Annotated in this window: 11 protein-coding genes; 5 read left to right on the plus strand and 6 right to left on the minus strand. The window is 73.8% G+C overall.

Annotated features, from left to right (window positions below):
- The first annotated feature begins 11 nt into the window (after positions 1-11).
- Positions 12-1,451: a GuaB1 family IMP dehydrogenase-related protein gene (locus tag VKZ81_RS22750; protein WP_324243678.1), complete on the plus strand. Its 1,440-nt coding sequence runs from the start codon at positions 12-14 to the stop codon at positions 1,449-1,451.
- A gap of 61 nt (positions 1,452-1,512) precedes the next feature.
- On the opposite strand, the gene phoH2 is transcribed toward VKZ81_RS22750, so the two are convergent.
- Entirely contained in the window at positions 1,513-2,850 is a 1,338-nt protein-coding gene (gene phoH2 / locus VKZ81_RS22755) for an RNA 5'-3' helicase PhoH2 (protein WP_324243679.1), read from the minus strand.
- Positions 2,851-3,702: 852 nt separating this feature from the next.
- Between phoH2 and VKZ81_RS22760 the strand changes: the two genes are divergently transcribed.
- Complete coding sequence (locus VKZ81_RS22760) at positions 3,703-4,116, plus strand: hypothetical protein (protein WP_324243680.1); 414 nt, start codon at positions 3,703-3,705, stop codon at positions 4,114-4,116.
- An 85-nt stretch (positions 4,117-4,201) separates the two neighbouring features.
- Here the strand turns inward: VKZ81_RS22760 and VKZ81_RS22765 are convergent, their stop codons facing one another.
- Positions 4,202-4,972 (minus strand): isoprenyl transferase, encoded by a 771-nt coding sequence (locus VKZ81_RS22765; RefSeq protein ID WP_324243681.1) that lies wholly within the window; start codon positions 4,970-4,972, stop codon positions 4,202-4,204.
- A 145-nt stretch (positions 4,973-5,117) separates the two neighbouring features.
- Here VKZ81_RS22765 and trhA point away from each other — a divergent pair, with 145 nt between their 5' ends.
- Positions 5,118-5,756, plus strand: a complete 639-nt coding sequence (gene trhA, locus VKZ81_RS22770; RefSeq protein ID WP_324243797.1) for a PAQR family membrane homeostasis protein TrhA — start codon at positions 5,118-5,120, stop codon at positions 5,754-5,756.
- A gap of 50 nt (positions 5,757-5,806) precedes the next feature.
- The gene (locus tag VKZ81_RS22775; RefSeq protein WP_324243682.1) at positions 5,807-6,244 is read left to right on the plus strand and encodes a PPOX class F420-dependent oxidoreductase; all 438 of its coding nucleotides are present in this window, start codon (positions 5,807-5,809) and stop codon (positions 6,242-6,244) included.
- Between the two features lie 19 nt (positions 6,245-6,263).
- On the opposite strand, the gene abmR is transcribed toward VKZ81_RS22775, so the two are convergent.
- The 4 genes from abmR to mca form a co-directional block, all read right to left on the minus strand.
- The gene (abmR, locus tag VKZ81_RS22780) at positions 6,264-6,878 is read right to left on the minus strand and encodes an ATP-binding transcription factor AbmR (RefSeq protein ID WP_324243798.1); all 615 of its coding nucleotides are present in this window, start codon (positions 6,876-6,878) and stop codon (positions 6,264-6,266) included.
- A gap of 181 nt (positions 6,879-7,059) precedes the next feature.
- Complete coding sequence (locus VKZ81_RS22785; RefSeq protein ID WP_324243683.1) at positions 7,060-9,078, minus strand: thioredoxin domain-containing protein; 2,019 nt, start codon at positions 9,076-9,078, stop codon at positions 7,060-7,062.
- 12 nt (positions 9,079-9,090) lie between these two features.
- Entirely contained in the window at positions 9,091-9,381 is a 291-nt protein-coding gene (locus tag VKZ81_RS22790; RefSeq protein ID WP_324243684.1) for a hypothetical protein, read from the minus strand.
- A gap of 21 nt (positions 9,382-9,402) precedes the next feature.
- Positions 9,403-10,317 (minus strand): mycothiol conjugate amidase Mca, encoded by a 915-nt coding sequence (gene mca, locus VKZ81_RS22795; RefSeq protein WP_324243685.1) that lies wholly within the window; start codon positions 10,315-10,317, stop codon positions 9,403-9,405.
- 326 nt (positions 10,318-10,643) lie between these two features.
- Here mca and VKZ81_RS22800 point away from each other — a divergent pair, with 326 nt between their 5' ends.
- Positions 10,644-12,662, plus strand: coding sequence for a DUF4328 domain-containing protein (locus VKZ81_RS22800; RefSeq protein ID WP_324243686.1), 2,019 nt, complete (start codon positions 10,644-10,646; stop codon positions 12,660-12,662).
- Positions 12,663-12,864: the final 202 nt, after the last annotated feature.

The following is a 12,864-nucleotide window of genomic DNA, read 5'->3' on the forward strand; positions in this document are numbered from 1 at the left end:
CTCGTCTTCTCGTGCGCTTCCTCGACGGGCAAGAGCCCAACCACGACCTCACCTACGACGACGTCTTCCTCGTCCCGGGGCGGTCGTCGGTGGCCTCCCGGTTCGACGTCGACCTCACCACCGCCGACGGCTCGGGCGCCACGGTCCCGGTGATCGCCGCGAACATGACCGCGGTGGCCGGGCGCCGGATGGCCGAGACGCTGGCCCGCCGCGGTGGCCTCACGGTGCTGCCGCAGGACGTGGCGCCGGAGGCGGTGGCCGAGATCGTCTCGTGGATCAAGTCCCGGCACCCGGTGTGGGACACGCCGCTTGTGCTCACGCCGGACGACGCCGTCGCCGACGCGATCAACCTGCTCCCGAAGCGGGCCCACGGCGCCGTTGTCGTGGTGGACGAGGGCGGCCGCCCGGTCGGCACCGTCGACGAGGCGGCGTGCACCGGGGTCGACCGCTTCACCCGCCTGTCCGAGGTGCTCGACCCCGACCCGCTCACGCTGCCGCTGGACACGCCGCCGCGGCAGGTGTTCGAGGCGCTCGGGTCGCGGCGCGTCGCGCTCGGCCTCGACGCCGAAGGCCGGCTCGCCGGCCTGCTCACCGCGCTCGGCGCGCTGCGGGCGGAGCTGTACCGGCCCACCCTCGACGCGGCCGGGCGGCTGCGCACCGCGGCCGCCATCGGGATCAACGGCGACGTGGGGGTCAAGGCGAAGGCCCTGCTGGACGCGGGCGTCGACGTGCTCGTGGTCGACACCGCGCACGGCCACCAGGACAAGATGCTCGACGCGCTGCGCGCGGTCCGGAAGGCGGTCTCCGACGCCGGGGCCTCGGTTCCGATCGCGGCGGGCAACGTCGTCACCGCCGAGGGCGTGCGCGACCTCGCCGCGGCGGGCGCCGACATCGTCAAGGTCGGCGTCGGCCCGGGCGCGATGTGCACGACGCGGATGATGACCGGGGTCGGGCGCCCCCAGTTCTCGGCCGTGCTGGAGTGCGCGGCGGCGGGCCGCGAGGTCGGGGTGCGGGTCTGGGCCGACGGCGGCGTGCGCCACCCCCGCGACGTGGCGCTGGCCCTGGCCGCGGGCGCGTCCGCGGTGATGATCGGCTCCTGGCTGGCGGGAACCTACGAGTCGCCCGGCGACCTGCAGCGCGACGAGAACGGCCGGCCGTACAAGGAGTCGTTCGGCATGGCGTCCAAGCGCGCCGTGACCGCCCGCACCCGCGGCGAGAGCGCGTTCGACCGGGCCCGCAAGGCGCTGTTCGAGGAGGGCATCTCCTCGTCGAAGCAGCTGCTCGACCCGATCCGCCCCGGCGTCGAGGACGTGCTGGACGAGATCTGCTCCGGCGTCCGCTCGGCCTGCACCTACGCGGGCGCGCGCACCCTCGACGAGCTGCACGAGCGCGCCGTCGTCGGGGTGCAGACCACGGCCGGCTTCACCGAAGGCACTCCGCACGGCCTCTGAGCCCCGTCGCAGCACGGCCGCCTCCACGCCATGAAGGTGGCCGTGCTGCGATCCGGGTGGCTCAGGCCGCCGGGCCCTCCAGCATCTCCGTCACGAGCGCGGCGATCGGGCTGCGCTCGCTGCGGGTGAGCGTGATGTGGGCGAACAGCGGGTGGCCCTTCAGCGCCTCGATCACCGCCGCGACGCCGTCGTGCCGGCCGACCCGCAGGTTGTCGCGCTGGGCCACGTCGTGGGTGAGCACGACCCGGGACGCGGCGCCGAGCCGCGAGAGCACCGTGAGCAGCACGTTGCGCTCCAGGGACTGCGCCTCGTCCACGATCACGAACGAGTCGTGCAGCGACCGCCCGCGGATGTGGGTGAGCGGCAGCACCTCGAGCATGCCGCGGGCGATGACCTCCTCGAGCACGTTCTGACTGACCAACGCCCCGAGCGTGTCGAAGACGGCCTGCGCCCAGGGAGCCATCTTCTCGCTCTCGCTCCCCGGCAGGTAGCCGAGGTCCTGCCCGCCGACCGCGTAGAGCGGCCGGAACACGACGACCTTGCGGTGCTGCTGGCGCTCCATCACCGCTTCGAGGCCGGCGCACAGCGCGAGAGCCGACTTGCCGGTGCCCGCCCGGCCGCCGAGGGAGATGATCCCGACCTCGGGGTCGAGCAGCAGGTCGAGCGCGACCCGCTGCTCCGCGGACCGCCCGTGCAGGCCGAACGCCTCCCGGTCGCCGCGCACGAGGCGCACCCGCTTGTCCGCGGTGACCCGGCCCAGGGCCGCCGACCCGCCGCCGGTCAGCCGCAGCCCGGTGTTGGCGGGCAGGTCGCGGGCGGCGTCGTGGTCGATCACGCCCTCGCGGAACAGGGCGTCCACGTCCTCGGACGTGACCTCCAGGTCGGCCATGCCGGTCCAGCCGGAGGGCACCACGTCGAGCGCGTGGTACTCGTCGGCCTGCAGCCCGACCGCCGCGGCCTTGACGCGCAGCGGCATGTCCTTGCTGACCAGCACGACCTCGCCACGCCCTTCGCGCTTGCGCTCCGCGGCGAGGTTGAGGGCGCAGGCCAGGATCCGGCTGTCGTTGGAGTCGGTGCGGAAGCCCGCGGGGAGCACCTCCGGGTCGCTGTGGTTGAGCTCGACGTGCAGGGTTCCGCCCGCGGTGCCGATCGGCACCGGCGCGTCCAGGCGGCCGTGTTCGATGCGCAGCTCGTCCAGCATGCGCAGCGCCGTGCGGGCGAACCACCCGAGTTCCGGGTGGTGCCGCTTGCCCTCGAGCTCGGAGATCACCACGAGCGGCAGGACGACTTCGTGCTCGTCGAACCTGGTCATCGACCACGGGTCCGACAGCAGCACCGAGGTGTCGAGCACGTAGCAGCGGGTGGTGGGCGAAGCGGGGGCAGTACGACGGTCGGTCACGGAGGCTCCTCGCTAGCGCTCGCTACGGCCGCCGTCCGGGCCCGTGGCGTCAGCGACGGGGCATCGAGCCAGGGCGGACGGCCGACGAGTGCTCCCTGGTGGACACGGCACCGCGTCCACGTCACCGGTGGGCCGGTCGGCCCTGGCTCGGGCGTATCCGGCGGTCTGGTTCTCACCGCCGCCCACGCCCACGAGGGCCGGGTGCCGACCCCCTCTGGTGCAACAGACACCACGACCAGGGCCTCCCCAGCGGTCCGCATCGGGTACGGGCCGCCGCCCCGAACGCTACCGGCGGTCACCCGGGTGCGGTCAACAGCAACTGTCCGCTGTCCTTCGTCAGCGAACCGAGAATTAACAGAACGGACTACCGCTCATCGCTCCACAGACACCGCCCGTCGTGGCTCGCGTGCCGCCCTGACCCATTCGGCCGCGCCTCCCACGACCGCCCGGCGCACCCGGCCGCACCCGCCGCCCGCGCGCCCGCGCCCGGCCGGCGGCACACACCCCGCTCGCACCGCGAGGGGCGCAACACGGTCGCGAAAGGTCTTCGAGAAGGGTCGAACACGGACCGTCGTCAGCAAAAAGGATACGCGCACATTCGGGTGATTATGCATTACGCGGCGTGTCGATCAAGGCCGGAACCGGGGGTGCGAGCCGGCCTCGACAGTCACCGGAAAGAGGGCGTAACCAAACGCAGAGTATTCGATTCATCCGATGGTGGTAGGCGATTTGTTCTCGCCCGCCGCGGCCCGCTAGCTTTTTCCGCAGTCAGCGAGGGCTCCCCGGTCATAAACGCTGACTCTGAATGGGATCGGCTCCGGTCGACTCCGGACACTCAACAGGAGATGAACTGTGCTGAAGAAGGCTGGAATTGTCGTGGCTACGGCCGCTGCCGGTCTGCTCGCGGTGAGCCCGCTCGCCTTCGCTGGCGACAAGGATGACCACCACAAGGGGCACCACCACGGCAGCAAGACCAAGGTCGAGGACGTCAACAGCATCGACGGCTCGAACGAGGGCCTGATCAACGTCGCCGGCAACAACATCGCAGTTCCGGTCAACGTCTGCGACAACCAGGTCCCGGTGAACGTCCTGGGCGTCCAGGTCCCGCTGAACGACACCTCCGTGCTCGCCGACCTGACCGGCGCGCTCGGCCTGGGCATCCTGGGCGGGGCCGACGTCGACGCGGACGACGACGGCGACAACAACATCGACGACTCCTGCACCGCGGCCGCCAAGTCGGGCGACAGCGCCGAGATCGACGACTGATCGTCGGATCGCGCGTGCCACAACGGCGCCGGGCCTTCGGGTCCGGCGCCGTTTTCGCGTGCCCCGGGCCCGTGGGACGCGGGTGCTAAGAACCGAAGCGGCGGTGCCGGGCGGCGTAGTCGCGCAGGGCCCGCAGGAAGTCGACGCGCCGGAACTCCGGCCAGTACGCCTCGCAGAACCAGAACTCGGAGTGCGCGGACTGCCAGAGCAGGAAACCGGACAGGCGCTGTTCTCCCGAGGTTCGGATGACCAGGTCCGGATCCGGCTGGCCGGAGGTGTAGAGGTGCGCAGCGATGTGGTCGACGTCGAGCACCTCCGCGAGCTCCTCGATGGTGGTGCCCGCCTCGGCGTGCTGCAGCAGCAGCTTGCGCACCGCGTCGGCGATCTCCTGCCGGCCGCCGTACCCGACCGCGACGTTGAGCTCCAGCCCCGGCCGGTCCTGCGTGCGGGCGGCGGCGGCCGAGAGCCGCTCGGACATGTCTCCCGGGAGCAGCTCGAGGGCGCCCACGACGCGCAGCCGCCAGCGCGCCGACGGCCCGGACAGCTCGTCGACGACGTTGGTGATGATCTCCAGGAGCGGTTCGAGCTCCTCGCGCGGCCGCTTGAGGTTGTCGGTCGACAACAGCCAGAGCGTCACGACCTCGACACCGGCTTCCTCGCACCACGCGAGGAACTCGGTGATCTTCGCTGCGCCCGCCCGGTGCCCGTCGTTGACGTCGACGAAGCCCGCCTCCCTCGCCCAGCGGCGGTTGCCGTCGAGCATCACGGCCACGTGGCGGGGCCGGGCGGCCGCACCGGCCAGCTCTCGGCTCAGCTTGCGCTCGTACACCGAGTACAGCAGGTCGCGGACGCCCACGGCGGAACAGCGTACGCCGGGCCGATTCCCCGCCTGCAGACGAGCGGGTGGGTTCACGCACAGGACCCCACGCAGCCCCCCGAGCTGCCGTAACCTCGCTCGGGTGACCGGCTCCCCCCTCGACTCGCCTCGCCCCGGCGAGACGATGCTCAAGCCGCGGATGCGTGGCTGGTTGCACTTCTGGTCGTTCACCGTCTCGATCGCGGCGGGCGCGACCATGATCGCCGTCTCGGCGGCGCTCGTCGGCGCGGTCGCCGCGCTCGCGGTCGCGGTGTACGCGGTGACGACGCTCGGCCTGTTCGGGGTGAGCGCGCTGTACCACCGGCGCACCTGGCGCACCGCGCGCAGCCGAGCCGTCATGCGCAGGCTCGACCACTCGATGATCTTCCTGTTCATCGCGGGCACCTACACCCCGGTGGCGGTGCTGGCCATGGACCCGGCCACCGCCCGCACCGTGCTCACCGTCGTGTGGGTGGGCGCGCTCGCCGGTGTGGTGCTGAAGACGGTCTGGCCGCACGCGCCCGCGTGGATCGGCGTCCCGGTCTACATCGCCCTGGGCTGGGTGGCCATCTTCGTCCTCCCCGCGATCCTCGAAGGCGGCGGGCCCGCGCCGCTCGTGTTGATCCTCGCGGGCGGCCTGTTCTACACGGTCGGCGCGATCTTCTACGCCACGCGCAGGCCCAACCCGTGGCCCGCGACGTTCGGGTTCCACGAGTTCTTCCACGCCGCCACGGTGGTCGCCGCGATCTGCCACCACGTCGCGATCTGGCTCCTGCTGTTCTGATCGACCTCGATGGACGGAATGCGCGGCGACCGCGGCCGGTTGGCCCGGATATGACCAGCAGCACAGCGGATTTCGACCCCCACGCCCTGCTCGCCGAGAGCCGGATCGGCGTGCTCGCCACGATCCGCGCCGACGGTCGTCCCCAGCTGTCGCCCGTCACGCCGTACTACGACCGCGACAAGGGGATCATCTACGTCTCGATGACGGAGGGCCGCGCGAAGACGAGGAACCTCCGCCGCGACCCGCGCGCCGCGCTGGAGGTGACCAGCGCGGACGGTTGGTCGTGGGCCACCGCCGACGGCACCGCCGAGCTGATCGGGCCGGGCACGGACCCGCACGGGCCCGAGGTGGAGGCCCTCGTGGACTACTACCGCAACGCGGCCGGCGAGCACCCGGACTGGGACGAGTACCGCTCGGTGATGGTCGCCGACAAGCGCGTGCTGCTCCTCCTGCACGTCGAGCACGTGTACGGCGAGAAGATCCGCTGAGCGGGGCTCGCGGAGCGCGTCAGGCCGACTCGTCCTTCTTGTCGGTGTCGACGATGGGGCCCTTCGCGCGCAGCTCGTCCACGCGCGCCATGGCCTCCCGCAGCTCCGCGAGCCACTCGTCGGCGTGCTGGCCGACCAGGCGCACCGCCCAGGCCAGCGCGTCGGAGCGGGAGCGGGCGACGCCCGCGTCGACGAGCGTGTCCAGCACGATCCGCTCCGGCTGCCGCAGCCGCGTCATCACCGGCACCGAGGCCGTCGTGAACAGCTCGACGGTGTCGCCGATGCGCGCGCCCCAGGCGACCTTCCGCTGGTAGCGGTGTTCGGCCTGGCGGGCGATCTCGATCCGCTCCTCCCGGGTGCTCTCCCGGAACCGGGAGATCCGCCCCGCGATGGCCGCCGCGCGGTCGGCCCGGCCGGCCTCGGTGTCGGGGAAGTCGCCCTCCACCGGGGGCAGCTCGCCGACGATGACGATCTCCTCGCGGTCGATCGTGACCTCCGGCGGCCCGACGAACCACCCGTCCGGCAGCCGCCCCTGCAGCCACGCCTGCGCGTCGTCCGCGGGCGGCAGGTCGGCCTGCTGCCAGCCGCCGCGTCCCGGCCCGCGCCCCCGCCCGCCTGGCCATCCCCGGTGCATCCGTCCGCTCATCATCGCAACCTCCGCTGTGGGTGCTTACGAGATTACATCGCAAAAGCGCAGGCCGCGCGAGTCGCGGGCTGAGCGTCGGCGAGTCGTGCCCTCAGTGCAGGCGAGTCGCGCCCGGGGTGTCCGCGAGTCGCGGGCTGGGTGCGGGCGAGTCGTGGGCCGGGTGCGCTGGTCAGGGGCGCAGCAGGAGGCTCGCGGTGAGCTCCTCCACCGTGGTCGCCGGGCGGTCGCACACGAACCCCCGGCAGACGTACGCCGCGGCCCCGCCGTCGACGAGCGGCCGCCCCGCCAACAGCGGAACCCCGGGCTCGTCGGGACGGCCGGCCACGATCACGGTGCCGCCCGCCGCCAGCCGGCGGGCGTGGGCGAGCAGCTCGTCGCGCGCCGGGTCGCCGTCCTCGCCGACGACCGCGACCTGCAGCGGGCCGCGCACCATCGCCTCGGCCGCGGTGAGCCAGTGACCGGCGAACCGGGGGTGCTTCTCCGCGAGGACGCCCGCGGACCGCAGCGCGGCCTCGGCGGCGGTGCGGTACCGGTCCGGCTCGGCCACCAGCACCGACGCCGTGAGCAGCGCGGACGCGAGCGACGACCCGCCGCACGGCGACGCGTTGTCGGTGACGTCGCGGGGCCGGTGCAGCAGCGCCTCGGCGTCGTCGGCGGTGTCGAAGAACGAGCCGGGCTGGCCGGGATCGGCGAAGTGCGCGAGCGCCGTGTCGAGCAGCTCGGCTCCCGCGGCCAGCCACCGCGCCTCGCCCGTGGCCTGGTGCAACGCGAAAAGCCCATCGGCGAGGCAGCCGTGGTCCTCCAGCACGCCGGCCGCGGCGCCCACCACCCCGCCCCGCGACGAGCGGCGCAACCGCCCGTCCACCAGGTGCAGGCGCAGCAGCAGGTCGGCGGCCTCCGCCGCGGCGGCCACCCACTCGGGGTGCCCGAGGGCCGCGCCGGCCTCGGCGAGCGCGAGGATCGCGAGCCCGTTCCAGGACGTGATGACCTTGTCGTCGCGCGCGGGTTGCGGGCGCTTCGCCCGCGCGGCGAGCAGCGCGGCCCGCACCCGTTCCCAGCGCGCCGGGTCGTCGGGGTCGGCGAGCAGCTGCAGGGTGGACGAGCCGTGCTCGAACGTCCCGGCCTCGGTGACGGTGAGCAGCTCGGCGGCCCACCGCCCGTCGGAGTCGCCGAGGACGTCCCGGAGCTGCTGCGGCGTCCAGGCGTAGGTGAGGCCCTCCACGCCATCGGCGTCGGCGTCGAGCGCCGAGGCGAAGCCGCCCTCCTCGGTGCGCAGGTCGCGCAGCAGGAACGCCGCCGTCTCCTCGGCGATCCGCCGCGGGAGGGGATCCTCCGTCACCCGCGCGAGGTGCGCGTAGACGCGCAGCAGCAGCGCGTTGTCGTAGAGCATCTTCTCGAAGTGCGGCACGACCCAGCGCCCGTCGACGCTGTACCGGGCGAACCCGCCCGCGAGCTGGTCGTAGATCCCGCCGCGGGCCATGCGCTCGCACGTCACCCGGACGCTCGCGGGCAGCTCGTCGCCCCCCACGCGCTCGTGCCGGCGCAGCAGGAACTCCAACACCATCGACGGCGGGAACTTGGGCGCCGCGCCGAACCCGCCCGCCTGCGGGTCGAACTGCGCCTCGACGGTGGCCGCGGCCCGGTCCAGCAGGTCGGGGTGGATGTCGGCCGAGGGCAGCGCGGCCGCGGCGCTGTCGGCCAGCCGGGCCGCGATCTCCCCCGCCGCCCCGCGCACGCGCGCGCCGTCCTCCCGCCACGCGGTGGTGACGGCGTCGAGGAGCTGGCGGAAGCTGGGCAGCCCGCCCCGCGGGGTGGGCGGGTAGTAGGTGCCGCAGTGGAACGGCTCGCCCGCCGGGGTGAGGAAGCAGGTCATCGGCCAGCCGCCCTGCCCGGTCATGGCCTGGGTGGCCGCCATGTAGACCGCGTCGATGTCGGGCCGCTCCTCGCGGTCGACCTTGACGGCGACGAAGTCCCGGTTGATCTGCTCGGCGATCTCCGGGTCCTCGAAGGACTCGTGGGCCATGACGTGGCACCAGTGGCAGGCGGCGTACCCCACCGACAGCAGCACCGGGACGTCCCGGCGCGCGGCTTCGGCGAACGCCTCGTCCGACCACTCCCACCAGTCGACGGGGTTGTCGGCGTGCTGCAGCAGGTACGGGCTGGTGGCCGAGGCAAGGCGGTTCGGCATCGGGCAACCCTCTCAGGCCGAGGGGCCGTCCGCCGCTCCGCCCTTCGGCTCGCGCTTGTCGCCCTCCCGCTCGCCCTCCTCCTTGCCGGCGGCCTCGAAGCTCGCGGGGAGGCGGCTGATGCGCTTGCTCATGCCACGGATCAGCAGGATCGTGACCACCGCCAGCGCCAGGATGACGACGAGCGCGACGGGTGACGCCTTGCCGAACTCCTCGCCCCGGTCCGGCGGCGGCGCGGGATCTTGCACCGGTACGGCGACGTACGACGTGCCGGCGGGAACGGCCTCGGCCAGCAGCGGACTCATCCGGCAAACGGTACGCGCCCGTCAGACCGCCGGCCGCACCGCCACGGGCTCGCGGAGGCCCGCGAACAGGTCGTCCTCCGGGACGGTGGAATCGACGAGGCTGCGGACGAGCTCGTAGTCCTCGGTGGGCCAGATCTCGCGCTGGACCTCCAGCGGCACGGCGAACCAGCGGCTCTTCGGGTCGATCTGCGTCTCGTGGGCGAGCAGCGCCTTGTCGCGGGTCTCGAACCAGTCGGCGCAGTGCACCCGGGTGGTGACGCGCTCGCCGGGGTCGGGCCGGTCGGCGGGCCAGTTCGCGAGCCACTCCTCGTACGGCGACTCGAGCCCGCGCGCGACCAGCGCCTCGTGGAAGGCCTCGATGCGCTTCCGCGAGAAGCCGTGGGAGTAGTACAGCTTGAGCGGCTGCCACGGGTCGCCGGACTCCGGGAAGCGGTCGGGGTCGCCCGCGGCGTCGAAGGCCGCCACCGAGATCTCGTGGCAGCGGATGTGGTCCGGGTGCGGGTACCCGCCGTTCTCGTCGTAGGTGACCAGGACGTGCGGCCGGAACTCGCGGACGACCCGCACCAGGCGCTCGGTGGCGACGTCGAGCGGCTGCCGGGCGAAGCACCCCTCCGGCAGCGGCGGCTTGGGGTCGCCCTCGGGCAGGCCGGAGTCGACGAAGCCGAGCCAGCGGTGCTGCACGCCGAGGATCTCGGCCGCGCGCGCCATCTCGGCGCGGCGGATCTCGGCCATGTTCTCCAGCACCTCGGGGCGGTCCATGGCCGGGTTGAGGATGCTCCCCGCCTCGCCCCCGGTGCACGTGACGACCATCACCTCGTGGCCCTCGGCGACGTAGCGCGCCGTGGTGGCGGCACCTTTGCTCGACTCGTCGTCGGGGTGCGCGTGCACCGTCATGAGGCGCAGCGGGCCGGCGCTGCTCGGATGGATCGAGGACATGGGAACGGCCGCGTTCCTTCCAACTCGGGCCCCACGGGGATGGGCCGGACGACTCGTCAGTCGGGATGTCGATGGTCGCAGACACGCCCGACGGTTCATGCAACGCCGCCCGGCCCCCGCTCGTTCCCCCGGCCGCGGTGGTCACGGTGCGTGTTCGACCACTCCCACCGACCGGCCCGAGGACGCACCCGGTAGTGGGCTCCCCCGGCTGGATGCCGCGCTGAGGCCCGTTCGCCGCAGTTCAAGGCCGCCATTCGCCCCCCGATGCGGTTACCATCCGTCGAATCCGGCCACCGAGCGGGCCGGGATCGTTCCGGGGGGAATCGATGACAACGCTCTCGCCGCCCCGTGCCGGGCGCACACCGTTGCGCGGGCTCGCGGGCGTCGCATCCGCACTCGTCTGGATCGCCGCGGTGCCCGGGCCCACCGCCGTGTTCCTGTCGTCGTTCACGTTCGGCAACCACGCCGGCAGCGCCCCGGCGCAGGTCGGGATGGTGCTGCTCATCGGGGGCATGGTGCTGACCGGCATCGCCGGCACCTGCGCGGGCGTGGTCGTCGTGGTCTGGCTCCGGCGCGCCCGCGCGGCCGCGGCGGAGGCCGGGACGTGGCCGCAGCGGTGGTCCGAGGGGTGGGCCGTCGCCGCCTGGTTCGTCCCGGTGCTGAACCTGTGGGTTCCCGCGGCCGTGGTCTCGGACGTCGCGCGGGCGGCCGACCCGGGGTCCGACCGGCTCCGCACGTCGTGCCGGATCTGGTGGGCCGCCTGGCTCGGTGCCGGCTTCGCGCTGTGGATCGCGTTCGTCGGCGTCCCGTTGTTCGGTCCCGGCGCACCCGCGCTCATCGTCTGGTTCGCCACCTTCTCGTTCCTGTCGGCCGGGTTCTTCGCGGTGGCGGCCGCGACGTTCACGCAGGTGGTGCGGCGGGTGACCGAGTGGCACGACGCGTCGCGGGCAGCGGCCACCGGTGTCCTGGGCACCGCCGCGGCCGCCACCGCCGCGACGACCGTCACCGCCCCGGTTCCGACGCCCGGGGCCGAGGCGCAGCCCGAGCGGCGGACCGAGGAACAGGCCGCGAACCGGGCCGGCGCCGAGCCCGAGGCCGACAGCGGTGCGACCGGCGGCGGGCCCGGGCCCGGCGGGACGGGGCACGAGGCCGGCGAGCCCACGAGCGAGCACGCCGGCGAGGGCGGCCCCGCGCCCGACGCGGCCGCCGGGTCGGGCCCCGTCCCGACGGGCGCGGAGGCCGGAGCTGGTGCACCCGTCCAAGCGCCCGCGGGTGCACCGGTCGCGGGGCCCGCGCTCCCGTCGACCGCGATCTGGCCACTCCCACCGGGGACACCGCCTCCCGCGCAGCCGCCCGCCGGGTCGTCCAGCGGCCGGACGGGGCTCGTCGTCGCCGGCGTCGCGATCGCCGCGGTGGCGGTGCTCGGGATCGGGACGGCCCTGGTCCTCGCCGACGACCCGCCCGCCGACGTCGTGGCGGAGGCCGTGGCGGATGCCCGCGAGTGGAGCGGTGTGAACTACCGGGGCAGCGCGCCGAACGCCGTCGGCGGCCCGATCGAGTACGACATCACGGTCACCGCGACGGGGGCGCGGGGCACCCTGACCCGCAGCGACGGCGGGCGCGCGGAGATCGCCGAGGACGCATCGGGCCTGCTCCTCAAGGGCAACCGGCAGTGGTGGCAGCGCAGCCAGCCGGAGCGGGCCGACCTGCTCGCCGACAAGTGGGTGGCCGACCCGGGGAGCGAGACGGCGGCCATCGAACCCGTGCTGCGAATGGACCCGGGGGAGCTGGCCGGGGACGTGCACCCGGAGCTCGGGTCGCTGTGGGAGGAGGTCGGCGAGCGGACGGTGGACGGCGAGCCCGCGGTGGTGCTGTCCAACGGGTTCCAGGTGCTCGTCGTCACCGCGGAGGAGCCCCGCCGGCTGCTCCTCATCGACCTCCTGGCACCGGGCGGCCGGGAGGACGACCCGATCCGGGTCACCGCGATCACGCCCGAGGAGGCCGAAGAGGTGGCCCAGGCGGCCGAACGGGTGAGGATCGTCGAGGCGCCGCGGACCCTCATGCAGTGGCTGGTGGAGCAGCCGCGGGGCGACGTCCAGATCAACCCGGAACCGCTGTGCACGAGCCCCAGCTGCACCGCGACGGTCACGGTCACGAACACGGGCCTGATCCCCATCGTCGGCAGCCTCGTGACCACGGCCGACGGGCGGGACGCCGGGACCTTCCCCCTCTCCCTGCAACCAGGCGAGTCCGCGACGTTCACCGCCAGAACGCCGAACCCGGCCTACAACACCCCGGGCGCCCGCGGCGAGATCTACTGGGTGGCGCAGGTCGAGCCGTACTGACCGTCGCGGGCCCGGGGAGACGCGACCCCGGCGCTCCCGCGCGACTCGCGTGATCGCTACGATGAACGGTCGCCGAGCGCCGCGGTGGGTGCCCCGCGGCGCGCGCGCAGATGCACGTGCAACGGCCTGACCAGCGCGGATGGGGGTTCCGGGAACTCCCGTGGGCACCCGACCGTTCGTCGAAAGGAAGCGACGAGCGGCA

Source organism: Pseudonocardia sp. (assembly GCF_035305885.1).
In the GTDB taxonomy this organism is placed as follows: domain Bacteria; phylum Actinomycetota; class Actinomycetes; order Mycobacteriales; family Pseudonocardiaceae; genus Pseudonocardia.

Bases quoted from the DNA above. Each gene is read 5' to 3' on its own strand.
- trhA (WP_324243797.1), top strand. From the start codon at position 5,118: ATGCTCAAGCCGCGGATGCGTGGCTGGTTGCACTTCTGGTCGTTCACC.
- VKZ81_RS22775 (WP_324243682.1), top strand. From the start codon at position 5,807: ATGACCAGCAGCACAGCGGATTTCGACCCCCACGCCCTGCTCGCCGAG.
- abmR (WP_324243798.1), bottom strand. From the start codon at position 6,878: ATGCACCGGGGATGGCCAGGCGGGCGGGGGCGCGGGCCGGGACGCGGC.
- VKZ81_RS22785 (WP_324243683.1), bottom strand. From the start codon at position 9,078: ATGCCGAACCGCCTTGCCTCGGCCACCAGCCCGTACCTGCTGCAGCAC.
- VKZ81_RS22790 (WP_324243684.1), bottom strand. From the start codon at position 9,381: ATGAGTCCGCTGCTGGCCGAGGCCGTTCCCGCCGGCACGTCGTACGTC.
- mca (WP_324243685.1), bottom strand. From the start codon at position 10,317: ATGTCCTCGATCCATCCGAGCAGCGCCGGCCCGCTGCGCCTCATGACG.
- VKZ81_RS22800 (WP_324243686.1), top strand. From the start codon at position 10,644: ATGACAACGCTCTCGCCGCCCCGTGCCGGGCGCACACCGTTGCGCGGG.